General features: G+C 66.4%; 23 protein-coding genes and 1 tRNA gene. 13 read left to right on the top strand and 11 right to left on the bottom strand.

Annotated features, from left to right (window positions below; all coding sequences use genetic code 11):
* Positions 1-13: 13 nt before the first annotated feature.
* Complete coding sequence (locus ACGHN1_RS01130; RefSeq protein ID WP_390547595.1) at positions 14-1,012, top strand: diacylglycerol/lipid kinase family protein; 999 nt, start codon at positions 14-16, stop codon at positions 1,010-1,012.
* Positions 1,009-1,905 (top strand): hypothetical protein, encoded by an 897-nt coding sequence (locus ACGHN1_RS01135; protein ID WP_390547596.1) that lies wholly within the window; start codon positions 1,009-1,011, stop codon positions 1,903-1,905. Before ACGHN1_RS01130 ends, ACGHN1_RS01135 begins: the two co-directional genes overlap by 4 nt.
* 7 nt (positions 1,906-1,912) lie before the next feature.
* Here ACGHN1_RS01135 and ACGHN1_RS01140 read toward each other — a convergent pair whose 3' ends face one another.
* Positions 1,913-2,404, bottom strand: a complete 492-nt coding sequence (locus ACGHN1_RS01140) for a DUF2141 domain-containing protein (RefSeq protein ID WP_390547598.1) — start codon at positions 2,402-2,404, stop codon at positions 1,913-1,915.
* Between the two features lie 245 nt (positions 2,405-2,649).
* On the opposite strand from ACGHN1_RS01140, the gene rpe reads away from it, so the two are divergent.
* The 7 genes from rpe to ACGHN1_RS01175 all read left to right on the top strand — a co-directional run bounded on the left by rpe (position 2,650) and on the right by ACGHN1_RS01175 (position 10,992).
* A complete protein-coding gene (gene rpe / locus ACGHN1_RS01145; protein ID WP_390547600.1) occupies positions 2,650-3,312 on the top strand; it encodes a ribulose-phosphate 3-epimerase in 663 nt (220 codons plus the stop codon).
* Positions 3,309-5,162, top strand: coding sequence for a heparinase II/III family protein (locus ACGHN1_RS01150; RefSeq protein WP_390547602.1), 1,854 nt, complete (start codon positions 3,309-3,311; stop codon positions 5,160-5,162). Before rpe ends, ACGHN1_RS01150 begins: the two co-directional genes overlap by 4 nt.
* Before the next feature lie 5 nt (positions 5,163-5,167).
* Entirely contained in the window at positions 5,168-6,757 is a 1,590-nt protein-coding gene (gene purH, locus ACGHN1_RS01155; protein WP_390547604.1) for a bifunctional phosphoribosylaminoimidazolecarboxamide formyltransferase/IMP cyclohydrolase, read from the top strand.
* Positions 6,758-7,007: 250 nt separating this feature from the next.
* Positions 7,008-7,676 carry a peptide-methionine (S)-S-oxide reductase MsrA gene (gene msrA / locus ACGHN1_RS01160; RefSeq protein ID WP_390547605.1) on the top strand — a complete coding sequence of 223 codons (669 nt, stop codon included), beginning with the start codon at positions 7,008-7,010 and terminating at the stop codon, positions 7,674-7,676.
* Between the two features lie 36 nt (positions 7,677-7,712).
* Positions 7,713-8,180: a Fur family transcriptional regulator gene (locus ACGHN1_RS01165; protein WP_390547607.1), complete on the top strand. Its 468-nt coding sequence runs from the start codon at positions 7,713-7,715 to the stop codon at positions 8,178-8,180.
* Between the two features lie 95 nt (positions 8,181-8,275).
* Positions 8,276-10,198, top strand: a complete 1,923-nt coding sequence (gene dxs / locus ACGHN1_RS01170) for a 1-deoxy-D-xylulose-5-phosphate synthase (protein WP_390547609.1) — start codon at positions 8,276-8,278, stop codon at positions 10,196-10,198.
* Entirely contained in the window at positions 10,195-10,992 is a 798-nt protein-coding gene (locus ACGHN1_RS01175; protein WP_390547611.1) for a crotonase/enoyl-CoA hydratase family protein, read from the top strand. Before dxs ends, ACGHN1_RS01175 begins: the two co-directional genes overlap by 4 nt.
* Here the strand turns inward: ACGHN1_RS01175 and ACGHN1_RS01180 are convergent, their stop codons facing one another.
* The 5 genes from ACGHN1_RS01180 to ACGHN1_RS01200 all read right to left on the bottom strand — a co-directional run bounded on the left by ACGHN1_RS01180 (position 10,993) and on the right by ACGHN1_RS01200 (position 16,753).
* Positions 10,993-11,664, bottom strand: a complete 672-nt coding sequence (locus tag ACGHN1_RS01180; protein ID WP_390547612.1) for an NnrU family protein — start codon at positions 11,662-11,664, stop codon at positions 10,993-10,995.
* Positions 11,665-11,723: 59 nt separating this feature from the next.
* Positions 11,724-12,233 (bottom strand): FKBP-type peptidyl-prolyl cis-trans isomerase, encoded by a 510-nt coding sequence (locus ACGHN1_RS01185; protein WP_390547614.1) that lies wholly within the window; start codon positions 12,231-12,233, stop codon positions 11,724-11,726.
* A 9-nt stretch (positions 12,234-12,242) separates the two neighbouring features.
* Positions 12,243-13,619, bottom strand: a complete 1,377-nt coding sequence (locus ACGHN1_RS01190; RefSeq protein WP_390547616.1) for an amidohydrolase family protein — start codon at positions 13,617-13,619, stop codon at positions 12,243-12,245.
* On the bottom strand, positions 13,616-15,004 hold the full coding sequence (locus tag ACGHN1_RS01195; RefSeq protein WP_390547618.1) for an amidohydrolase: 1,389 nt from the start codon (positions 15,002-15,004) through the stop codon (positions 13,616-13,618). Before ACGHN1_RS01195 ends, ACGHN1_RS01190 begins: the two co-directional genes overlap by 4 nt.
* A gap of 81 nt (positions 15,005-15,085) precedes the next feature.
* A complete protein-coding gene (locus ACGHN1_RS01200; protein ID WP_390547620.1) occupies positions 15,086-16,753 on the bottom strand; it encodes a peptide MFS transporter in 1,668 nt (555 codons plus the stop codon).
* Positions 16,754-16,960: 207 nt separating this feature from the next.
* On the opposite strand from ACGHN1_RS01200, the gene ACGHN1_RS01205 reads away from it, so the two are divergent.
* The 3 genes from ACGHN1_RS01205 to ACGHN1_RS01215 all read left to right on the top strand — a co-directional run bounded on the left by ACGHN1_RS01205 (position 16,961) and on the right by ACGHN1_RS01215 (position 17,843).
* A complete protein-coding gene (locus ACGHN1_RS01205; RefSeq protein WP_390549719.1) occupies positions 16,961-17,302 on the top strand; it encodes a GntR family transcriptional regulator in 342 nt (113 codons plus the stop codon).
* 116 nt (positions 17,303-17,418) lie between these two features.
* A complete protein-coding gene (locus tag ACGHN1_RS01210) occupies positions 17,419-17,700 on the top strand; it encodes an integration host factor subunit beta (RefSeq protein WP_390547622.1) in 282 nt (93 codons plus the stop codon).
* 58 nt (positions 17,701-17,758) lie between these two features.
* Positions 17,759-17,843 (top strand) — tRNA-Leu (locus tag ACGHN1_RS01215).
* A 6-nt stretch (positions 17,844-17,849) separates the two neighbouring features.
* Here the strand turns inward: ACGHN1_RS01215 and ACGHN1_RS01220 are convergent.
* Complete coding sequence (locus tag ACGHN1_RS01220; protein ID WP_390547624.1) at positions 17,850-18,863, bottom strand: NAD-dependent epimerase/dehydratase family protein; 1,014 nt, start codon at positions 18,861-18,863, stop codon at positions 17,850-17,852.
* 210 nt (positions 18,864-19,073) lie between these two features.
* Here ACGHN1_RS01220 and ACGHN1_RS01225 point away from each other — a divergent pair, with 210 nt between their 5' ends.
* The gene (locus tag ACGHN1_RS01225) at positions 19,074-19,700 is read left to right on the top strand and encodes a PilZ domain-containing protein (protein WP_390547626.1); all 627 of its coding nucleotides are present in this window, start codon (positions 19,074-19,076) and stop codon (positions 19,698-19,700) included.
* An 18-nt stretch (positions 19,701-19,718) separates the two neighbouring features.
* On the opposite strand, the gene msrB is transcribed toward ACGHN1_RS01225, so the two are convergent.
* The 4 genes from msrB to ACGHN1_RS01245 form a co-directional block, all read right to left on the bottom strand.
* The gene (gene msrB / locus ACGHN1_RS01230) at positions 19,719-20,234 is read right to left on the bottom strand and encodes a peptide-methionine (R)-S-oxide reductase MsrB (RefSeq protein ID WP_390547628.1); all 516 of its coding nucleotides are present in this window, start codon (positions 20,232-20,234) and stop codon (positions 19,719-19,721) included.
* A 71-nt stretch (positions 20,235-20,305) separates the two neighbouring features.
* Positions 20,306-21,643, bottom strand: a complete 1,338-nt coding sequence (locus tag ACGHN1_RS01235; protein ID WP_390547630.1) for a cytochrome P450 — start codon at positions 21,641-21,643, stop codon at positions 20,306-20,308.
* A gap of 101 nt (positions 21,644-21,744) precedes the next feature.
* On the bottom strand, positions 21,745-22,950 hold the full coding sequence (locus ACGHN1_RS01240) for an ABC transporter permease (RefSeq protein ID WP_390547632.1): 1,206 nt from the start codon (positions 22,948-22,950) through the stop codon (positions 21,745-21,747).
* Positions 22,947-23,927 carry an ABC transporter ATP-binding protein gene (locus tag ACGHN1_RS01245; protein ID WP_390549721.1) on the bottom strand — a complete coding sequence of 327 codons (981 nt, stop codon included), beginning with the start codon at positions 23,925-23,927 and terminating at the stop codon, positions 22,947-22,949. The genes ACGHN1_RS01240 and ACGHN1_RS01245 overlap by 4 nt, the downstream gene beginning before the upstream one ends.
* Positions 23,928-23,966: the final 39 nt, after the last annotated feature.

A 23,966-nucleotide genomic window follows, 5' to 3' on the forward strand; every position in this document is an offset into this window, starting at 1 on the left:
CGGTTCGTTTATGATGAACGCTTCGATCCATCATCTCCCCGCCGGCCAGGTCCGGGACGCTGCCGTACCGGCGCGAGCCCGCATAGGCGTGGTCTACAACCCCCGCAGCCACCGGAACCGTGGACAGGATCTCTACTTCGGCGGGCGGGAGGACGTGGTCGTCGCCACTCCGCAGACCCGCGCGCAGATCGTCGAGGTGTTGACCGATTTCGCGCGGCGCGGGATCGAATATATTGTCATCAACGGCGGCGACGGGACGGTACGCGACGTGCTTACCTGCGGCCACTCGGTCTTCGGCGACGACTGGCCCGTGCTAGCGATCCTGCCCAAGGGCAAGACCAACGCGCTCAACGTCGATCTTGGAGCACCGGCGGATACCACTCTGATCGAGGCGATCGACGCCTTCGAAACGGGGCGCAGGATCGTGCGCCGGCCCTTGCAGATCACGCGGCTCGATGGCGAAGGCGATCCCCTGCTTGGCTTCATCTTCGGCGCCGGCGCGTTCACGCATGCGATCGGCGCCGGGCAGGGTGTCCATCGGCTCGGCTTTTTCGACAGCCTCGGCGTGGTGGTAACGACCGCCTGGGGCGTTCTGCAAACAGTGATCGGGCGGGACAGCAACCCCTGGCGGCGCGGCATGCGGATGGTCATCCGACTACTGCCCGAAGGTGTTCCGGCGCCGCATTCCGGCCATGGCGAAGCCGGCCGCCGCGAGATCCTTCTCGCCTCTACGCTTCATCGCATGCCGATGGGCCTCAAGCCCTTCGGCATGGAACGGGGCGGGCTGAAGCTGGCCCTGATGGATCGTCCGCGCCGGCGGCTCATGGCCATGTTGCCGCTCGTCGTGGCGGGCTGGCAGCCGAAATGGTTGGCGAAGGCCGGCCTGCACCAACTCGATGCCGAGGCGTTCGAACTCACGGTCGAGGGCAAGTTCATCCTCGACGGAGAAGCCTTCGACGCGGGAGCCTATCTGGTCGCGCAAGGTCCCGAAATCACCTTCGTCGCCGCGTGAACGCGGTTCTGGAGGATCGGATCGCCACGGCACTGGCGCGAGAGGTCCGGCCCGAAGTCGCCGCCTATGCGAGGATGCTCGGGGAAGAGGCGGGCGCGCTCGCCGTGCTGTTCTACGGGTCGAACCTGCGCAGCGGATCGCTCGAGGGCGTGCTCGACTTTTACGTCCTGCTAGCCGGCCCGCAGCGAGAGCGGATCTGGCCGCGCGTGAGCTATCGCGAATGGGCCGTGGGTGGAGAGGTGCTGCGGGCCAAGATCGCCACCCTGTCGCTGGCGAAATTTCGTGCCGCGGCGAGCGGTGCAACGCGGGACACGACGATCTGGGCGCGTTTCGTCCAGCCGAGCGCCCTGATCTGGGCACGCGACGAAGCGGCACGCCGCGCGGTCGAGGAGGCGGTGATGCAGGCGGCGCTCACCGCGAGCCGGCTGGCGGCGGCGCTGGGGCCGAAACGCGGCAGGGCGGACGCATTCTGGCGGGCCCTGTTCCGCGCCACCTACCGCGCCGAATTCCGGATCGAGAAACCGGGTCGCGAAAACGACATCCTGGCGGTGAACGCTGCACATTTCGAGGGGCTGCTCCCGCTCGCCTGGGAGGCGCAGGGCATCGGCTTTGCGTGCGAAAAGGATATTTTCGTAACAGACATGAATCAGCGACGCCGCGCGGGGGTCCTGGCCTGGTGGCGGAGCCGACGGCGAATGGGCAAGCCGCTCAACCTGCTCCGGTTGGCAAAGGCTACGGCGACCTTCGAAGGTGCCGCCGATTATGCTGCCTGGAAGATCGAGCGCCACACCGGCGTCGCGCTGGAGGTCACGCCGTTCCGCCAAAGGCATCCCCTGCTCGCGGCGCCGGGCGCGCTGTGGTCGCTGTGGCGCGCCCGCCGTCGTAGCGGGTAAGTGCCGGCTACATGTAGCGCATGGTGACGGTGATCGACTTCACGCCACTGCCGACATCGACGCCGACCTTGCGATAGCTCGGCTTGCCGAGGTTGAATATGTTGATTGAAGGGTTGTTCGACATCGCCCCGCCATCGGCGGAGAGATCGGTCTTGCCGTTGCCGTTCACATCGTGGCGCACGGCGATGCCGTATCGTCCCGGGCCAGGTACCGGCATGCAGACGGTCATCTGCCCGGCCTTCGCCGGGATTTCGATGCGGTTGATCCAGCGCCCGCTTTCGAGCCAGTCCTGCGCGGTGGCGCGATAGCTCTGCACGCGGATCGTGCCGCGGCTGGCGCTGACGCCGTTGATTGTGACCCAGACGGCGGGGTCGCCGCCGGCGCACTTGGCGGGGCTGTGGCCGATCTTCTGGCGGTATTGCGCGTGGAGCGGCGGTGCCGCGAGCATGGCAAGCCCAGCTGCCGCGGTTCCGGCGAGCGCCGTGATGGTACGTTTCATCCTGTATCTCTTCGTAGCGGTTGGGAATCGGCCATCCCGCAGCGATCGCGCGCAGACCCTTCCCTGTTGACGGCATTTCTTGCCCGCAAAGGGCTGAATTGCCGCTTAATGGTCGGTTGCCGGAGATATCGCCGGCCCCCTCGCGCCCTTTGTCCCACCACCGGGGAAAACTTGCGCAAACCCCCTACCCATCGTCCGCCCCGCCCCCTACCGGTGCCCCCTATCGCTCGCGACAGGTACCCCGGATGGCCCCGCCGCTGATTTCGCCCTCGATCCTCTCCGCCGACTTCGCGCGTCTGGGTGAGGAAGTGCGCGCGGTCGACGCGGCCGGAGCGGACTGGATCCATATCGACGTGATGGACGGGCATTACGTGCCGAATATCACCATCGGTCCGGCGGTGATCAAGGCATTGCGTCCGCACACGCAAAAACCCTTCGACGTGCATCTGATGATCGCGCCGGTCGATCCCTTCCTCGAAGCCTTCGCCGATGCCGGCGCCGATATCATCACCGTGCATCCGGAAGCGGGACCGCATATCCACCGCACCCTGCAGGCGATCAAGAGCCTGGGAAAGAAGGCCGGGGTGGTGCTCAACCCCGGGACTCCGGTGGAAGCGCTCGACAATGTCATGGATCTCGTCGACCTGATCCTGGTGATGAGCGTCAACCCGGGTTTCGGTGGGCAAAGCTTTATCCCCACCCAGCTCGCCAAGATCGCGGCGATCCGCAGCCGGATAGAAGGCACGGGCCGCGCCATTCACCTTCAGGTCGATGGCGGCGTCGACCCCGATACCGCGCGCGATTGCGTCTCCGCCGGGGCCGACGTGCTGGTGGCGGGATCGGCGACCTTCAGGGGCGGCCCCGAGCGTTACGCGGCGAACATCGCGGCCCTGAGGGGCGAACAATGAGCGAGGGCGCGCTGACGCTTCACCGGGGCGACGATGCGGCCATGGCCGAGGACAGCCCGGCGCCCTTCATGCTCGGCGAGGACGGCGACGAGATATTGGTCGGCGCGGAATCTCCCTCCGGGATCGAGCCCGCCCGAGCGCTTGTGCCCGCCGATTTCGCGCCGCCGCGCGAAGGACTGATCGATGCCGGCGTGCGCTGGGCCTATCGCATCGGGGTGCCCGGCGCGTTCCTGGCCGCGCCGCTGCGCAAGCCCGCGCGGCCCCGGTTGCTGGCGACGGTCGAGAGCCCCCTTGCAGGCGATGCAGCGCGCGGAACGGCGCTGAGGGCGGGCCATTTCCTGATCCACGGGCTGAAAATCCCTGCCGGCAAATGCGATTTTTCCGCCAGCGCCAACCATGCTCCCCCGATCGCCCGGGCGCTGCACGGCTTCTCCTGGCTTCGCGACCTCGGCACAGCCGCCACGCGAGAGCAGTGCAGCGATCAGGCCGAGGCCATCTTCTTCGCCTGGCTCGGTTCGAACCGCGAGCCCGGCAAGGGTCCGGCCTGGACGGTCGAGCGAGCCGGACAGCGCCTTCTCGCCTGGCTGGTCAACGCGCCGCTGCTGCTTTCGAGCGAGAATGCCGGCAGGCGGGGCCGGGTCTTCGAGGCTATCGAGGAAACCGCGCGCTGGCTCGATCGCCGGGTCGATTCCTCGCCCGACCGCCTTGGCGCTTTGGCCGGATGGTGTGCGATCGTGGCTGCAGGACTGCTGCTTCCCGACGGTCGGCCGCGGCGCCTGTTCGGCGAGGCCGGCTTTCTGCGTGCCCTCGGCGAGGTCGCGAGCGAGGACGGCGGCGTGCTGTCGCGTAGTCCGCTGGCGCAGATGGATGCGACCGCGCTGCTGATCGACCTGCGGGCCTGCTATGCCGCCGTAAAGCGCGAACCGCCCGCCGCGCTGGGTGCGATGCTCGACCTGCTCGTGCCGCCGCTTCTGACATTGCGCCACGGCGACGGCGGACTCGGCAGCTGGCAGGGCGGGGGCGCGGTCTCGGCAGGCGACCTGGCGGCATTGGTGGAGGCGAGCGCGGTCCGCGCCCGGCCCCCGCGCGAACTGCGCCACTGGGGGTATCAGCGGGCGACTGCGGGCAAGGCGGTGCTTCAGTTCGATGCCGCACCGCCGCCGCGTCCGCGCCATGCCCGTTTCGGCTGCGCCTCGACGCTGGCCTTCGAACTGAGCCACGGCGAACAGCGCATCGTGGTCAATTGCGGCGGGGCCGAGATTGCCGGCGGCGCGACCCCGGCGCGGATCGAGCAGGGTCTGCGCGCCAGCGCCGCCCATTCCACCCTGGTGCTCGACGATGCCAATTCGACCGCGGTCCTGATCAAGGGCCAGATCGGCAAGGGTGTCGAGGAAGTGGACGTTCAGCGCGGCGAGATCAAGGTGCGCGGCCGCCCCGCGACCCGGATCGAGGCGGCGCACGATGGCTACGCCTCGCGTTTCGGCCTGACCCACCGGCGCATCCTCGTGCTCTCGCCCGAAGGCGAGGAATTGCGCGGCGAGGATGTGCTCGAGCCCGCCGGACGACGCGGCAAGCGCGGCAAGATCGATTTTGCCATCCGCTTCCACCTCGCCCCGCGAATCGAGGTCGGGCTGTCGGAAGACGGGCGCGGCGCGGGGCTCGCCCTGCCGGACGGCAGCTATTGGCAGCTCCGGCTCGGTGGCGACCGTGCGGGCCAGGAACTCGCGGTCGAGGACAGTCTGTGGGTCGATGGCCAGGGGCGTCCGCGGGCGACTCAGCAGCTCGTCATCCGCGGGCTGACATCGCGCAGCGGGGAACGGTTTCCCTGGCTGCTCAAACGTATGGGGTGATTCACGTGGCGCAGGTCGAGATCAAGCGGGCACTGCTTTCGGTGTCCGACAAGAGCGGATTGGTGGAACTCGGACGCGCGCTTGCAGGGCGCGGGGTCGAGCTCGTGTCGACCGGCGGTACCGCGAAGGCGCTGCGCGATGTGGGCTTGGACGTCCGCGACGTGTCCGACCTCACCGGCTTTCCCGAGATGATGGACGGGCGGGTCAAGACCCTGCACCCCAAGGTTCACGGCGGGCTGCTGGCAGTGCGCGACGATGCCCGGCACGCGGAGGCGATGGCGGCACACGGGATCGGCGCGATCGACCTCGTCGTGGTCAATCTCTATCCCTTTGCGCAGACCGTGACGCGCGGGGCGGACCGCGACGAGGTGATCGAGAACATCGATATCGGCGGGCCGAGCATGGTGCGCTCCGCCGCGAAGAACCATCGCTACGTCACGATCCTGACCGATCCCGCCGATTACGACGCCTTCCTCAAGGAGCTCGAAGCGGGGAACGGAGCGACCGGGGAGGAATTCCGGCGCAAAATGGCGGCGAGCGCCTTCGCGCTGACGGCGCAATACGATGCCACGATCGCTTCCTGGTTCGCCTTTGCCGACCAGAAGGAAATCTTTCCCGCTTCGGTCGCGATTCCCGTGCGCCACGCGCAAACGCTGCGGTACGGGGAGAACCCGCATCAGCAGGCGGCGCTCTATCTTCCCGCCGGCCCCGCCGCGGCCGGTATCGCGCAGGCCGAGCAAGTGCAGGGCAAGGCGCTGTCCTACAACAATTACAACGATGCCGATGCCGCGCTCGAACTGATCGCGGAGTTTGCCGATGGCCCGCCCACCGTGGTGATCGTCAAGCACGCCAACCCCTGCGGTGTGGCCACGGGCGAAACGCTGGTCGATGCCTATCGCGCCGCCCTCGCTTGCGATTCGGTGTCCGCGTTCGGCGGCATCGTCGCGGTCAACCGGCCCCTCGACGGCGTGACTGCCGCCGCCGTCACCGAGATCTTCACCGAAGTGGTGGTCGCTCCGGATGCCGACGAAGCGGCCCGGGCCGCCTTCGCCGCGAAGAAGAACCTTCGCCTGCTGCTCACCGGCGATCTGCCCGACCCGGCCCGCATGGCGCTGACCATGAAATCGATCGCCGGCGGTTTCCTGCTGCAGTCCCGCGACACCGGATCGCTGGCACCCGCAGACCTCGAGGTCGTGACGAAGCGGAGACCCAGCGAGCGGGAGCTTTCCGACTGCCTGTTCGCCTGGAAAGTGGCCAAGCACGTCAAATCCAACGCGATCGTCTATGCCAGGGACGGCGCGAGCGTGGGCATCGGCGCGGGTCAGATGAACCGCCGCGACAGTTCACGGATCGCCGCCATGAAGGCGGCCGAAGCGGCCGCGGAATACGGCTGGAGCGAGCCCCGGACCGTGGGCAGTGCCGTGGCATCGGACGCGTTCTTTCCCTTCGCCGACGGCCTGCTCGCTGCTGCCGAGGCCGGCGCGACCGCAGTGATCCAACCGGGCGGGTCGATTCGCGACGAGGAAGTGATCGCCGCGGCGGACGAGAAGGGTCTCGCCATGGTGTTTACGGGTATGCGCCACTTCCGCCATTAAGCGCAGTTCGTCGCTCGCAGGCCGGTTTTCGTCGAGCGGTGCATGAACCATGGGCAACCGAGGCATTAAGGGTCTTGCAAAGACGCATCCCCTACACACGTTGCAATAAGCAACGAAAGACAGTGACAATGCCCCTCTTCACCTCCTCGCTCTATCGCAATTTCGGTATCGGCTTCATCCTCGGCGGAATCGCCACGGCAGCGCTCAATCCGGCGCTGGGTACGGCGGTTCTCGGCATCCTCGCTTGAGGATGCGTTCCGCCCTTGCAGCCGGCGCGCTCGCGCTGTCGCTAGGTGCCTGCCAGCAGGCCGTGGCGGCGGAGAACATCGTCGAGGCGCCCTCTGCTCAGCGCACTGCCAAGGAAAGCGGCCTGAAGACCGCGATCTTTGCCGGTGGCTGCTTCTGGGGCGTGGAGGCGGTGTTCAGCCATACCAAGGGCGTCACCAGCGCGGTCTCGGGCTATCACGGCGGGACCGAGCGCCAGGCGGATTACGATCTCGTTTCTTCCGGCGTCACCGACCATGTCGAGGCGGTCAGGGTCACCTACGATCCCACGGTCATCCGCTACGACCAGCTGCTGCGCATATTTTTCTCGGTTGTCGCCGATCCGACGCTCAAGAACCGCCAGGGCCCCGATCGCGGCGCGCAATACGACGCCAAGCTGATCCCGACCTCCGCAGAACAGCTCGCGGTGGCGAAGGCCTATCTCTCGCAGATCAAGGCGAGCGGCAAATGGGATCGTCCGATCGTCACCGATGTCGTCCGCGCGCAGGCCTTCTACCCGGCCGAGACCTATCATCAGGATTTCGCCGCCAAGAACCCGCGTCACGGCTACATCGTTCGGTGGGACGCCCCCAAGGTCGCGGCGCTGAAGCGGCTCTTTCCGGGCGTCTACAGCGCGAGCTTCCGCCGCAACTGACTTGCGGGGGCGCCCGCCCGCGCCTACCTCGGCCCCATGGCGTCCCATTCCCATGCACACAAGGAACACGCGGGCGAAGCGCTCGTCGATGCCGCACGCAGGGCGCTGACAGAGGCCGGTGAGCAATGGACCGGCATGCGTGGGCTGGTGTTCGAGGAACTCGCCGGGCACGAGAAGCCGGCCAGCGCTTATGACATCGCCGACAACCTTTCGCGCACGCGCGGCAAGCGCGTTGCTCCCAACAGCGTGTATCGCATTCTCGACCTGTTTGTGCGCAACAATCTCGCCAACCGCATCGAGAGCGCGAATGCCTATCTGGTCAACACCCACCCCGGTTGCCATCACGATTGCATCTTCCTGATCTGCGACGATTGCGGGAAGGCGAGCCATCTCGACGACGACCGGGTCACTGGCGCCTTGCGCGCGGCGGGGCGCGACGCGGGGTTCGCCGATGTCCGCCCGGTGGTCGAACTGCGCGGCCTATGCGAGGACTGCGCAGCCTGAATACGGGTCCCGCGCCACTGCGCTCACGAATTCCTCAGGCCCTGATGCGGGTGCTATTCATCGACAGGCCGGGATCGGTGATCTAAGACAAGCCCATGAGTTCACCGCCCGATACGCCGCTACTCGACAAGGTCGAGTATCCCGCCGACCTTCGCAAGCTCGACAAGGACCAGCTCCGCCAGTTCTCCGACGAATTGCGATCCGAGATGATCGATGCCGTCAGCACCAGCGGCGGGCATCTGGGTTCCGGGCTCGGCGTGGTCGAGCTGACCGTGGCGATCCACTATGTCTTCGACACGCCGAACGACAAGCTGGTGTGGGACGTCGGGCACCAGTGCTATCCCCACAAGATCATCACCGGGCGAAGGAATCGCATCCGCACCCTGCGCCAGGGCGGCGGGCTCAGCGGTTTCACCAAGCGGAGCGAAAGCGAATACGATCCCTTCGGGGCGGCCCATTCGAGCACTTCGATCAGCGCCGCGCTCGGCTTCGCCATGGCCAACAAGCTGCAGGACAAGCCCGGCCGGGGTATCGCCGTCATCGGCGACGGGGCGATGAGCGCCGGCATGGCCTACGAGGCGATGAACAATGCCGAACAGGCGGGCAACCGGCTGGTGGTGATCCTCAACGACAACGACATGTCGATCGCTCCGCCGGTGGGCGGCCTCTCCGCCTATCTCGCCCGGATGGTGTCGAGTAGCGAATATCTCGGGCTTCGAAGCCTCGCCAAGCGGATCAGCCGCAAGCTCTCGCGCCGGGTGTTCTCCGGGCTCGAGAAGGCCGAGGAATTCGCCCGTGGCATGGTGACCGGCGGGACCCTGTTCGAGGAGCTAGGCTTCTATTACGTCGGCCCGATCGACGGGCACAACCTGGAACACCTGATCCCGGTGCTCGAGAACGTGCGCGACAGCGAGCAGGGCCCGGTCCTGATCCACGTCGTCACCACCAAAGGTAAGGGCTATGGCCCTGCCGAAAGCAGCGCCGACAAATATCACGGCGTGCCCAAATTTGACGTGGTCACCGGCGAGAAGGCGAAATCGAAGGCCGGTCCCCCCGCCTATCAGAACGTCTTCGGCGATACCCTTGCCAAGCTTGCCGAAAGCGATCCGCGGATATGCGCGATTACCGCCGCCATGCCCAGCGGCACCGGCGTCGATCGCTTTGCCGCCGCACATCCCGCGCGCGCTTTCGATGTCGGCATCGCCGAACAGCACGGGGTGACCTTCGCCGCCGGGCTCGCCGCGCAGGGCATGCGGCCGTTCGCCGCGATCTACTCGACCTTCCTGCAACGGGCCTACGATCAAGTGGTGCACGACGTGGCGATCCAGAACCTTCCGGTGCGTTTCGCGATCGACCGCGCGGGGCTGGTCGGCGCGGACGGCAGCACGCATGCGGGCAGCTTCGACGTGACCTATCTCGCCACGCTGCCCAACTTCGTGGTGATGGCCGCTGCGGACGAGGCGGAACTGGTCCACATGACCTACACCGCCGCCGAGCATGACGAGGGTCCCATCGCCTTCCGCTATCCGCGCGGCAACGGGGTCGGTGTGGAGCTGCCCGAGACGCCACAGAAACTGGAGATCGGCAAAGGCCGCGTGGTGCGCGAAGGCTCCAAGGTGGCAATCCTGTCCCTCGGCGCCAGGCTGGAGGAGGCCAGGAAGGCCGCCGACCAGCTCGAGGCCAAGGGGCTTTCCACCACCGTCGCCGACATGCGCTTCGCCAAGCCGTTGGACACCGAGCTGATCGACCGGCTGATGCGCAGCCACGAGGTCGTCGTCACGGTCGAGGAAGGCGCAGTCGGCGGCCTCGGGGCGCATGTCCTCACCCATGCCAGCGACACCGGACTGACCGATACCGGGCTAAAGATCCGCACCATGCGCCTGCCCGACCGCTTCCAGGACCAGGACGATCCGATGAAGCAGTATGACGAGGCGGGCCTCAACGCGCCGCATATCGTCGAAACCGTGCTCACTGCGCTGCGGCACAATTCGGCGGGGATCGAAGAGGCGCGGGCTTGAGCGTCCTCAAGATCGAGCGGGACGGTGCCGTCACCGGGCTGGTCCTCGACCGTCCGGACAGCATGAATCCGCTCGGTCAGGCGGGAGACGGCGACGCCTTCACCTCCGCCTGCGATGCGATCAATGCCGATTTGGGCGTGCGCTGCGTCATTTTCACCGGCGCGGGGCGCGCCTTCAGCGCCGGCGGCGATATCAAGGCGATGAAGGACAAGACCGGCAATTTCGGCGGTACCGCGCCCGAGATCGCCGATGGCTATCGCAACAACATCCACAAGGTGCTGCGCGCGCTCCACGGGCTGCGCGTGCCCCTGATCGCGGCGGTCAACGGCCCCGCGATCGGGCTCGGCTGCGACCTTGCCTGCCTTGCCGACATGCGAATCGCCAGCGATCGGGCCAAGTTCGGCGTCACCTTTCTCAAGCTCGGCATCATCCCGGGCGACGGGGGAACCTGGATCCTGCCGCGCATCATCGGCGAGGCGCGCGCAGCCGAACTGTTCTACACCGGAGAAGTGATCGACGCGGCGACCGCGCTCGACTGGGGGCTGGTCAGCCGCGTGGTCGATCACGACGCGCTGATGAACGAGGCGCGTGCGCTGGCCGACAAGATCGCCGCGATGCCGCCGCATGCGCTGCGGCAGGCGAAGAACCTGATGCGGCAGGGGCGCGGAACCAGCTACGACACGGCGCTGGAAATGGCCGCGAATGCACAGGCGCTCATGCACACTACGGCCGATCATATGGAGGGAGTCGACGCTTTGATCGAGAAGCGCGTCCCCCGGTTCACGGGCGAATAGTCAGACCCAGCGCCAGATGCCGGCGGGTGCGCCGCCTGCCTGAATATGCCACCAGGTGATCGCCAGCCACGCGGCGATCGCGACCAGCCACAGCACCGCGCCCGCGCCCGCCAGCCTGCTCCAGCGCGGCCAATAGCTCGTCTTCGCTTCCCACGCGGTCCAGGCCTCGCCCATCTGCCCTGCTTTCTTGCGGTCCTGCAGGCGCGCACCGATGAGCGCGAGCACAAGGATCGCCAACGCGACGATATTGGTCCGCCAGCTCCACCAGAGCACGAGATGCGAGACTGCCCACAGAGCGAAGCCCCACATCATCGGGTGCCGCGTGACCGCGAAGACGCCCGAGGGTTCACGCGCCGCGAGCTTCTCCGCGCCCGGAGCGGGGAGCGCGGGATTGCCGCGCAGCGAGCCGAGGAAAAGGACCAGCGCCGGCAGGGTCAGGATCGTTGCGACCATCCATCCGATTTCGCCGGTTCCAGCAAGGCCACCGGCCGGTGCGGCGACGAAGGCGAGGTACATCCACACCATGCAGGCGGCGGCAACGAGGCTGTAGAGCGCCATGAAGCCGGCCGCTCCCGCCACACCGACCAGCGGCGCGCGCAGAGGGTGCGACAGGGCGAAATGCGTGCCGACGAATGCGATCGATGCGGCGGCGAGCGAAGTCAGCGGATCCATGGGCAAGCTCCCCGGTGTGCGACCCGCTACGGGTTAGCCGTCCGCGGCGTGCGCGGCAATCAACGGCCCTCGATGCCCAGCAGTTCGACCTTGAACAGCAGCGTCGCTCCGCCGGGGATCGGACCGCGTCCCTCCGGTCCGTAGGCAAGGTCGGCGGGCGCGGCGATCTCTATCGTGTCGCCCACGCCCATCCCGGGTATCGCCATCTGCCACGCCTTTACCAGTCGCCCGAGCGGGAAAGTGGCCGGCTCGCCGCGATCGTAACTCGAATCGAAGGTCTCGCCGTCGATGAACGTCCCGGCGTAATGAACCGTCACCGTGTCGGTGAGGGTCGGCTTCACCTCGCTTCCCGCGTGTTCGAGATAGCGCCACTTGAGCCCGCCGGGCATGGTTCGCCAGCCATCTTCCGCTTCGAGCCCGCCGAGATAGGCCTGCTGGGCGCTCATCCAGGCGATGTCCTGCGACCGGTCGGGCGGGCTGTCCTGGGCGGCCATGGCATGAACCCCGATGGCGGCCGCTGCGGCACCCAGCGCCAGCAGGGCCGCGCGCATCTCCTTCATCGCCGCCATTTCGCGATCCTACCAGTCGTAACCCTTGGGCAGATCGCTCGTATCGAGATCGCGATAACGATCGCGCAGACCGGTCTGGTGGTTCTCAAGCGGCTGTTCCACGCCGTCGATATAGACCCTGAGCGGGCTCGAGGTCACCTCGAGCGGATCGCCGTCCCACACCACCAGATCGCCCGCCGAGCCCGAAGCCAGTGTCCCGACGCCGGTGCCCATCCCCATGATCCGCGCCGGGATCGAGGAAATCGCGGCGAATGCTTCGCCCCAGCTCAAGCCGGTGGCGCGGGGCACCCGGGTAAGGGCGACGAGGTTGCCGGCATGCTGGGTCAGCAGTCGCGGCTGGCGCATCGTGCTGGCGTCGATCCCGACGGTGACGCCGGCATCGCGCATCCGCCCGATGTTGCTCTGGGTCGAGGCGAGCATTTCGAAACTGCTCGGCAGGTCCTGGAGCGCAGGGGCGAGCACGGGAACGCCGGCTGCGGCGATCTCGCTCGCCACCATCCAGCCCTCGGCGGCCCCGGCGATGACCATGTCGAGCCGGGGGAATTCCTCCTTCAGCGCCAGCACGGCGCGGATATCCGCCGCCCGGTCGACCGCCACCACCAGTTTCTGCTCGCCGCGCAGCACCGGGACCAGCGCGGCCGCGTCGAACCGGGTCAGCAGCGTGTCGCTGGCCCGTTCGGTGGGATCGTCGATCAGACGCGGATCGATCGGCACGTCGTCTCCGGTGCGGGTTTCGGCGGGCCGCGCCGGGCTGCCGAGCACCCGCGAATCGCGGCCGTAATCGCGCGCTTCGCGCAGAGCGTTGCGGAACAGGGCATGGGCCGAGGCGCGGCTTCCGCCCGCGATCCGTCCGGCCGATTCGCCCAGGGCCACCACCTGGAAAGCGCGCGCCTTGCGGATCGCCTGCGGATCGGCGCCGGTGTCGATCAGCGCGCCCTGTCCGCCGAAGATCGAGCCGCTGGGGCCGCTCATCACCGCCGCGCGGGTGACGCCGCCCGCGCGGCTGATGAGGATCGGCTGCGACAGGGGATTGATCGCCGGCGCGACATCCAGTGCGGCACCGAAGGGCGAAGAGGAAGCCGAACTGTCGTTGCTCTCGTCGACCGCGCCGACATCGTAGAGGCCGAGATTGGTCGGCGCTGCGACCAGGCCGGGGGTGACCCAGGCGCCACCTCCATCGATCGGCGCGCCGGCGGATGCAGGCATATTCGCCGAAGGGCCGGCATAGACCACACGGCCGCCCCGGATGACGACCGCGCCGTTTGCGACCGGATCGGCACCGTCGCCGGAAACCACCGTGACGTTGGAAATGGCCATATCCTGCGCTGCCAGAGGCGCAGTCAGGGCAGCGATAGCGGCGGATGCGAGAAGGGCGATCCGGTTCATTTCACATCTCCTTCGCCGGGCTGTCCGAGCTCGAAATCGCTCACCGGACGGCGCGAGGGTTCCATCGCATCGAACATCAGCGCGCCGTCGATCCAGACCTTTTCGGGCCGCGAATAGACGCTCAGCGGGTCGCCGTTCCACAGCACCACGTCGGCCATCTTGCCGGGCTCGAGGCTGCCGGTCATCGCGTCGATGCCCATCGCCTTGGCCGGATTGAGCGTGATCCAGCGAATGACCTCGGCATCGGGAATGGCGATGCCGATGCGCGCGCCCGCGGCCTGGGTCTTGGCGGCTTCCTGGTTGAGGCGCTGGATATCGTTGGCATCGTCGGAATGGATCACGACGCAGGCACCTGCCTGCTGCAGCAGCGCGCCGTTTTCGGGAATCCCGTCGTAGGCTTCCATCTTGAAGCCGTACCAGTCGGCCCAAATCGCGCTGCACACGTCGTTCTCGCGCAGCAGATCGCCGATCTTGTAGCTTTCCACCGCGTGGTGGAAGGCGGTGACCTTGTAGCCCATCTCCTTGGCCATATCCATCACCAGCGCCATCTCGTCGGCGCGGTAGCAATGGTTGTGAATCAGAATGTCGCCGTCGAGAACGCCGGCGAGCGTTTCCTTGGCAAGATCCCGATTATCCCGGTCGCCGTCGGCATATTCGCGGGCGTCGAGCCACATCTGGCGATTGACCGCGAAATTGCCCATGCGGGTGGACGGCATCCGTCCACGGCTGCCGTAGACGCGCTTGGGGTTCTCGCCGCAGGCCATCTTCATGCCGTAGGGCGCGCCGGGGAACTTCATTCCCTGCACGGTGCGCGCGGAGACATTCTTGAGCGTCACCGAACGGCCGCCGGTCAGGTTCGCCGAACCAGGGAGAATCTGCAGCGCGGTGATCCCGCCATTGGCGAGCGCGCGCGTGAAACCGGGGTCTTGCGGCCACACCGAATGTTCGGCCCAAACTTCGGGCGTGGTCGGGTCGGTCGCCTCGTTGCCGTCGGAATGGGCATCGACGCTGGGGCTGGGGTAATCGCCCAGGTGGGAGTGAATGTCGATGATACCCGGGGTGACGAACTTGCCGGTCCCGTCGATCCGGTCGTAGCCTTCGGTGGAAAGCGAGGCAGGCCCGATCTCGACGACCTTGCCGTCGCGAAACAGGACCGTGCCGTTGTCGATGCGCCCGCCCTTGCCGTCGAAAACGGTGGCGCCCACCAGCGCGGTAGGCCGGCCGGGATAGGCGCGGTAGGTGCTGGCGTAGGGCGCGCGGCCGTCGGCCCCGAGGGGCGCGGCACGGTCTGCATCGGATGCCGAGGCGGTCTCGCTGTTTCCCGTGGCCGAACAACCCCCAAGGGCCATCGCGGCCGCGCACGCGAGCAGAGCGAATTTTGTCATGAAGTCCCCCCAATAATCGGGCCGGAGCATCGCTGCCCCGGCCCGGTACGTCAATTGCGCTTGTCGGCCATCATGGACCGCTCAGCGATTTTCCTCGTGCTTGCCGGGAGCCTGCGGGCTGGTCGCAGGGTGGATGCCGGCTTCCTGGCTTTCCAGGCCGGCACCCGCCTGGCCAGCGAGATCGTCGCCGACATTGTCGTCGCGGAGCGTGTCGAGATGCATCCAGCGCTTCACGAAGCCCGAAATGACGATCACGCCCACGCCTACGGCCATCGCGACGAGGCCGATTTGCCAATAGACGTCGAGCGTTCCCTGGCGGCTCATTGCGCCGTCCTCTCCGCCGGTGGCAGCCCCGATCATGCCGGCGACGTAATTGCCGCCCGCCGTGGCAAAGAACCAGGCACCCATGATCAGCGATGCGAGATGCGTCGGCGACAACCGGTTCATCGCGCTCAGGCCCACCGGGCTCAGGCACAGCTCGCCGGTGGTGTGGAACAGGTAGATGCCGAACAGGAAGATGACCGGGATCAAGGCGGTCTCGTCGACGGTGGCCGCACCCCAGACCAGCACCAGGAAGCCGAAGCCGAGCTGCACCAGGCCCAGCCCGAACTTGGCGGGCGTCGAGGGTTCGAGGCCCCGACGACCGAGCCAGGTCCACAGGCCCGCGAAGAGCGGGGCCAGCAGGATGATGTAGATCGGATTGATCGACTGGAAGATCGGCGCGGGAACGCCGCCGAGATCGATGTAGCGATCGGTGAACAGGTTGAGCGAGCCGCCTGCCTGTTCGAACAGGCCCCAGAAAAGCGGTTGGAGCGCGATCAGGAACAGAATGGCGAACATGCGCTCGCGCGGCTCCTTCTCGAGCTTGAACGCCTCGAACAGCACATAGCCGAGCAGCGCCACGCCGCAGACCAGCATCAGTCCGCCGACCACCGACTGGTACTGGATCAGCATCCACATGATCGCGACGCCCGCCAGCCCGACGCCGTACATGGTCATTTCGGTGTTCTTGGACAGCGGCCGCGGCGGTTCGCCCTTGCCGAGCAGCAGCGGCTTGCCGAACACGAAGACGACCAGGCCAAGCAGCATGCCGATGCCCGCCGCCCCGAAGCCGTAGGCCCAGCCGAGCGTGACCCCGAGGTAACCGGCCAGGATCGTGCCGATCGCGGCGCCCACGTTGATGCCCATGTAGAAGATCGTATAGGCACCGTCGCGGCGCACGTCGGTGCGCGGATAGAGCTGACCGACGATCACCGAGATGTTGGCCTTGAGAAAGCCCGAGCCGACAATGATCAGCGCCAGGGCGAGCCAGAACACGTTGATCATCGGGTTCTGCTGACCGAGCGCTCCGTCACCCTCGAAGGCCATGCAGAAGTGGCCGAGGGTAAGCAGAACGGCACCGAACAGCACCGCCTTGCGCTGACCCAGATAGCGATCGGCCAACCACCCGCCGAGCACCGGCGTGATGTAGACCAGGCTGACATAGGCACCGTAGATGATGTTCGAACGGCTGTCGTTGTAAAGCCAGTGCTGCGTAAGGTAGAAGATCAGCAGGGCACGCATGCCGTAATAGGAAAAGCGCTCCCACATTTCGGCGAAGAACAGGATGTACAGACCCTTGGGGTGCCCGCCCACCTCCGGCTCTTTACGGGTAACGGCGTAAGCGCCGAGCAACAGGAAGGCACTGAGGACGACGGCGGCGATCGCCGCGATCCAGTCTTCCTGCGCCCACAGAGCCATATCCTTCATGCGATCCATCCTCGTCTGCAACCGCCGCGTGTGCCCGCGGCATGAAGCACGCCACCCTAACGGCTTCGTCCGGCTTGTGAAGCCTTAGTTACAGACGCGACGACCCCGTCCCGGGCCGCGGTCAAGGAACCGGGAACCTTGCGCGCAACGCTGTATTATGGCACTGATGCACTAGCGCCGGGTGGCGTCGCACGTCGGGAACAGCGAATGAACAATCAATCGAAGCCGGTCTATCTCAAATTGCGCGATCAGATTGCGGCGGCCATCCTCGATGGGACCTACGAAGAAGGCGAAATGCTGCCTTCTGTACGCGCGCTCGCGGCGAAAGAGGGCGCGAACCCGCTGACCGTCGCCAAGGCCTATCAGCAATTTCAGTCGGACGGTCTGGTGGCCGTCCAGCGCGGTGTCGGGATGTACGTTGTCGATGGCGCTGCTGCTCGCCTGCGCGACAGCGAGCGCGAACACTTCGTACGCGAGGAGTGGCCCGTCATTCGCGAGCGGATAGACCGGCTGGGACTTCGTGCGCGCGATCTTTTGGCGGATGCCTGACATGCCTGGACCCGCAAGACTGGATTCCGTCGGAAATCTGACCTAGACGGAAAATTCGAGGGGTCGCATCGGGAGCAGGCACAGATGTGTCTCGCTTCCCGCGCAGGGAGAAGGCCATGATAAGATCCGAACTGCTTGCTGCCCTGGCCCAGGAGAACCCGAGCCTTCGTGCCGACGAGGTCGAGCAGGTGGTCGACATCTTTTTCGACGAGATCGGTCAGCGTCTCGCGGAAGGCGGGCGCGTGGAACTGCGTGGTTTCGGTGCCTTCTCGACCCGTGAGCGGGAAGCCCGCACCGGCCGCAACCCACGCTCCGGCGAAGCGGTCGAGGTTCCGGCGAAGCGCGTCCCCTATTTCCGCCCCGGCAAGGAAATGCGGCGCATGCTCAACGACGATTGAGGGGTCGCCCCCTGATACGTTGCTCCCGGCATGTCACGCGACTAGGCGATGCGGCATCGCGGGTGTGGCGGAATGGTAGACGCCGGGGACTTAAAATCCCCTGATCCTTGATCGTGTGGGTTCGAGTCCCACCACCCGCACCAGCTGCCCTATTTGCGATAATAGTCCCGGTACCAGTCCACGAAGCGCGCGATGCCTTCGCGCACATCGGTTCGTGGCCGGTACCCGGTCAGCCGCTCGAGCAGGGAAGCATCGGCCCAGGTCGCGGGAACGTCGCCCTTTTGCATCTCCATCAAGTTGCGGATCGCCTTCTTGCCGAGGCTGTCCTCGATCGCATCCACGAAGTCGAGCAGGCTGACTTTTCCGGAATTGCCGATGTTGACCACCCGATAAGGCGCGACCGGCGAGAGGCTGTCGCCCTCGGCCACCGCGCCGCCTTCTGGCCTCTGAGGAACTGCGTCGATCAGCAGACGGATGGCGCGGACCAGATCCTCAACATAGGTGAAATCGCGGTACATCTCGCCGCGGTTGTAGATGTCGATCGCGCGATCCTCGAGGATCGCCTCGACGAATTTGCAGAGCGCCATGTCGGGCCGGCCCCAAGGCCCATAGACCGTGAAAAAGCGAAACATTGTGGTCGGCAGGTTCCAGAGATGGGCATAGGAATGCCCCATGCTCTCGGTCGCCTTCTTGGTTGCGGCGTAAATCGTCAGCTGGGTATCCGCCGTCTCGGTCTCGATGAATGGCATGGCAGTGTTGGCGCCATATACCGACGACGTGGACGCCATCAGCAGGTGATCGACCCCGAGCCGTCGCGCCGCCTCCATCACGTTGAACGTGCCGACGATGTTGGAATCGATGTAGGCGCGCGGGTTTTCCAGGCTGTACCGCACGCCTGCCTGCGCTGCCAGGTGGATGATCGCGTCGGGGGCGAAATCGTCTGCGACCTTGTCGAGCAGGGTCGCGTCCTCGAGCATCCCTTCGACGGCGGTGAACCTAGCGTTTTCGCGCAGCATGGCATGTCGCCCTTGCTTGAGCGCGACATCGTAATAGTCCGTCATCCCGTCATAGCCGAGGACCGCGAACCCCTCGTCGAGCAGCAACTGCGAGAGGTGATAGCCGATGAAGCCGGCCGAGCCGGTGACGAGAATTTTCCGGCTCATCGCGGGCCCATGTCCTGCGTGTCTGTTTCGGAGCGCATGACGCCGCACCTAGGGCGCACCATGACAAGGTCAATATTCGATGGGGAAACCACGCCTCCGGCTCTTCCGGCATTAGCTCGGTATTAACCCCTATGTCCTTATGAGGGCAAAACCAATCGCCACCGCCGATATTGCCGGAAAGCGCGGCGAATCTGGGGGGTTAAGGAACGCATGGACTACACCTCGATAGACCGCATTCCGGCAGAGGCGACCGGCACCTCCGCGGATCAGCGCGAGGCGCCCCGCTATATTTCGCTGATTCGTGCGGCCAAGCTCATCTCGTCACAGGGTGAATTCGTCTGCGTCATTCGCGACGTTTCGGCTCTCGGTATCGGCCTGCGCCTGTTCCACGAGCTTCCGGTGGGCAATCATTTCGCGCTCGAATTGCAGAACGGCGAGACCTTCGAATTGGAAAAGGTCCGCGAACACGAACGGGAAGCGAGCTTCACCTTTGCCAAACCGGTCTGCGTCGAAGAGCTGATTTCGGAGAACTGGACGTACCCCAAGCGTCAGCTGCGGCTGAACATCGCATTGCCTTTGACCGTGTCCTCGCTGTCCGGCCGGGCGGAAGCGATCGCCGAGAACCTCTCGCAGCAAGGTTGTCGCCTGGATTGCGACAGCGCCTTTGCCATCGATCAGATCGTGCGGATCCAAGGCGACAAGGTTCCCGAAATCCGCGCCAAGGTCCGTTGGCGCAAGGGTACGTCCTACGGGCTGGTTTTCGAAAGCACCTTCACCCTGCGCGAGTTCGCGCACCTCGCGGCCTCGCTCCAGTGCCCGCAGCTTCTGCGCGTCTGAGCGCGCTGCGCCGGCGGATCAGGCGGGAAGGAAATCCATCGCCACGCCGTTGATGCAGTGGCGTTTGCCGGTGGGCTCGGGGCCATCATCGAAGATATGTCCCAGATGCCCGCCGCAATCGGCGCAATGCACTTCGGTGCGCGGATAGCCGATCTTGAGATCGGTGCGGGTGCCCACCGCGCCCGGCAGGGCTTGCCAGAAGCTCGGCCAGCCGGTTCCGCTCTCGAACTTGGTGCGCGAGGCATAGAGCTTGTTGCCGCACCCGGCGCAGGCGAACAGCCCGGTCCGCTTTTCCGCGTTGAGCGGCGAGGAATAGGGACGCTCGGTCGCTTCCTGGCGCAGCACGCGAAATTCGGGCGCGCTCAGTTTCTTGCGCCATTGCGCTTCGCTCATGGAGACCGGAAAGCTCTTCGCCTGAGCCGGGCTGGACCCGCAGGCGCCGAGAGCGAGCGACGCGCCACCGGCCCCGAGCAAGGCGAGGAAGCCGCGACGCGGGTTCGGTGTCGATGGGAAGGACGAGGCTGGTCTGGTCATGGCGGCAATCCTACACGGTTCGCCATGAATACGCGCCGAACGGCCGCCGGTGCCGCGCGAATTGGTGTCCCCTAGAATCGCGTGACTTCGACCTCGAGCTTGCGGAATCCGTGGACGAAATTCGCCCGCACGCGCTCGACGTCGCCGGCCACGTGCACCCGCAACCGCCGCTTGTGCATTTCCTCGAGCAGGATGCGCAGCTGGAGTTCGGCGAGGCGCGCCCCGACGCAGCGGTGGATGCCGTAACCGAAGGCGATGTGGCGCCGGGCGTTCTCGCGAGTGATGTCGAGCCGGTCGGGGTCCTCGAAGACCTCCTCGTCGCGATTGGCGGAAAGATACCACAGGACGACCTTGTCGCCCTTCTTGATCGTCTGGCCGAACTGTTCGGTATCCTCGGTGCAGGTGCGCCGCATATGTGCCAGGGGCGTTTGCATCCGCAGGCATTCCTGGACTGCGTTGGGGATGAGGTCCGGGTTCTGCTCGAACAGTTTCCGCTGGTCGGGGAACTTGTCCATGTAATGGATGATGCCGCTCATGGTGTTGCGGGTGGTGTCGTTCCCGCCCACGATCAGCAGCACCAGATTGCCCATGAATTCTTCCGGGCGCATCTGGTTCATCGCCTCGGAATGGATCATCATCGAGATGAGATCGTCGCCCGGTTCCTTGTCGTGCGTGCGCTCGACCCACAGCGACTGGAAATAGGCCCCCATCTCGTGGAGGAAGCCCCAGCGCATCTCGTCGAGTTCGCGCACGGTGGCGAGCTCGGTGTCGCCGGACCAGTCGGACCAGAAAGTCAGCAGCCGGCGGTCCTCCCAGGGAAAGCCGAAGAGGATCGCGAGCATTCCGGTGGTGAGCTCGATCGAGACCGTGTCGACCCAGTCGAAAACCTCGCCTTGCGGCAGGGTGTCGAGCAGTTCGCCGGTGCGCTGGCGGATCTCTCCTTCCATCTCGGCCATCCCGCTGGGGGTGAACTTGGGCGCCACGGTGCGGCGCTGGCCGGTGTGCTGGGGGCGGTCCATGGCGATGAACATCGGCAGCTCCCGGCGCTCGATGTTGCTCTGCGCCAGCTCCTCGTCGGTCAGGCGGTTGAGGATCGTGATCCCGCCATGTTCCCAGCTCGAGGAGAACAGCTCGGGCAGCGATTCGATATGCTGGATCGCCTTGTGCTGGACGACCGCCCAATAGGGGCCGAACGGGCTCTCGGGGATGTAGTGGAGCGGCCCCGCCTCGCGCATCTCGCGAAAGATCGGCTGCCAGGTGTTCTCGTAATAGATGTCGGACCGGCTGACGTCCCATTTGTGGGGATGCTGGGGGCGGTGTTCGGGATGTTCCGCGAAATGGTTCTTGAGCGCCTCGTAGGCGGTCGGCGAGGAGCGGACTTCGGGGCGCGGTATCGCGGCGGTGGCCATGGTTCTCTCCTTTTCGGCGACTCGTTGCGGCCGCCCTCCCTGTTGCTTCCCATCCTGCCCTAACTGACATCCGTGTCAATAGGGTTGCTTTTCGCAACCGATCATGCGGGGAGTGGATTCTTCCCGCGTCGCTTGCCGCGGCCGCCGAGGCCGGACTTCATCACCCGCCGGCGGAACATCCGCGCCCCGGTGCGCACGAAGATCGCGACCCACGCCACCTGCCAGACAAGCGCCAGAATATGCGGCCACATGAGCGGAGATTGTGCCGCCCGCGCGACCATGGCGTAGGGGCTCGACAGCGGGAACACGGCGGCGAACAGCTCGACCGGCGAACCGAGATCGGTCATCGCGAAGGTGGCGAGGAAGAACACCGCCAGTTGCAGGATCGTCGCCGGCATCGACAGCGTCTGCACGTCGCGCACCGTCGCCGCCATCGACCCCACGGTGAGGAACACCGAGCCGATCAGCAGATAGGCCATGGCGAAATAGGTGACGAACAGCGCGATGAAGAACGGCCAGCCGACCGCGGGCACCGGCAGCGGAGGGATCGCGGCCGCTCCCAGGGCCAGGACGATCGCCGCCACCGCCCCCCACACCGCGATGCCGACGAAGCTGATCGCCAGCATGGCGAAGAGCTTGCCCAGGAAAACCGCGTCCATCGGGATCGCGGCGGCGAGGATCTCGATGATCTTGTTCGCCTTCTCCTCGACGAGGTTGGAGAGCACCATGCCGGCCAGCAGCATGGTCAGCAGGAACAGCAGCGTAATCCCCGCGGTCGCGGTGCCGACCCGCGAACTGCGGGTATCGGCGCTGCTCGAGCGGGTGGGGTTGAGTGCGACTTCGGGCAGGAGCCGCGGCCCGCCGCCGCGCGCTTCCGACGCCACCAGCGCGATCGGACCGCGCCAGCGTTCGAGTTCGCCCGGGGTGCCGGTCAGCGCGGGACTGTCGAGCGAACCGGTGAGCACCGCCCCGAAATTGCGCCCGCCATCCGCCAGAAGCTCTTCGGGGGACTGCGGATCGCCGTGCGGGATCGTCTCCATCTCCGGCAGGCGGATCGCATCCTGCAATACCGCATAGCTCGCGGCGAACCGCGCACTGTCCGCTTCGCCGAGCCGGACGGCGAGACGCGGTGGTTCGGCGCTGTCGGCTGCCTTCGCGCCCAGGGCTCCTGCCGCCACGCTGATGCCGCCGAAGAACAGCGGACCGAGCAGGAAGAACAGGAACGCCTTGCTGAGCAGGATGGCAAGGAAATCGCGCCGCGCCACCACGAAGGCGGCCTGCCAGATCGAAAGGCGCGAGGCGCTCATTGCCGCGCCTCCGCCGGACTGTCTTCGGCGAGCGCCTCGGCGGCGGCCTCCCCGGCGATGGCGACGAAGGCATCGTGGAGCCCCGCGCGCTCGATCGAGAGCGAGAGGATGCCGGCATCCCCTTCGATCAGCGGGCGCAGCATCGCCTCGATCCCGCCTTCGGGGACCGGAAAGGACCAGAAATGGCCCCCGGTGCTCTTGTGCTCGTGCCGCGCATCGGTCGGGAAGGCGGTGCGCCAGGGGCCCTCGGCGCTGCGCGTCTCGAGCCTCACCTGTGCCGGGATGCGGTCCCGCGCGCTGTCGACGTCGCCGGCGAAGGGCACCTTGCCCCCGGCGATGATGGCGATCTGTTCGCACAGCCGCTCCGCATGGGCGATGACATGGGTCGAGAAGATCACGGTGGTGCCATTCGCGGCAAGGTCGCGGATCAGTACTTCGAGCTTGCCCTGGTTGATCGCATCGAGCCCGCTGAAGGGCTCGTCGAACACCACCAGTTCGGGCTCGTGGACCAGCGTGCCGAGCAATTGCACCGTCTGCGCCATGCCCTTGGAAAGCTGCCTGATCTGGCGGTCCACCGCATGGCCGAGCCCGTGCGCTTCCATCAGCGCGCGGCCCTTCGCGCGCCCTTCCGCCAGCGGCAGGCCGCGAAGCGCCCCCATGAAGGCGATCGCCTCGTCGCACTTCATCGCCGGGTAGAGCCCCCGCTCCTCGGGCAGGTATCCGATCAGGCGCGAGACCTCGTGCGGGCGATCGTGTCCGAACACGCGGCGCACGCCTGCATCGGGATCGATGATGCCGAGCAGCATCCTGAGCGTGGTGGTCTTCCCGGCGCCGTTGGGGCCGAGGATGCCGTAGATCGCGCCGCGCGGCACGGCGATGTCTACTCCGTCTACCGCCAGCGTGTCGTCGAAGCGCTTGACCAGCCCGCGCGCCTCGATCGCCAGAGGGCCGTCCTCGCTGCGCGGGGGTCGCGTCATCGTGCCGGTGTCGGTAAGCATCGCATCGCCGATAGGGGC

This window comes from Qipengyuania sp. MTN3-11 (assembly GCF_042851825.1).
Lineage (GTDB): Bacteria > Pseudomonadota > Alphaproteobacteria > Sphingomonadales > Sphingomonadaceae > Qipengyuania.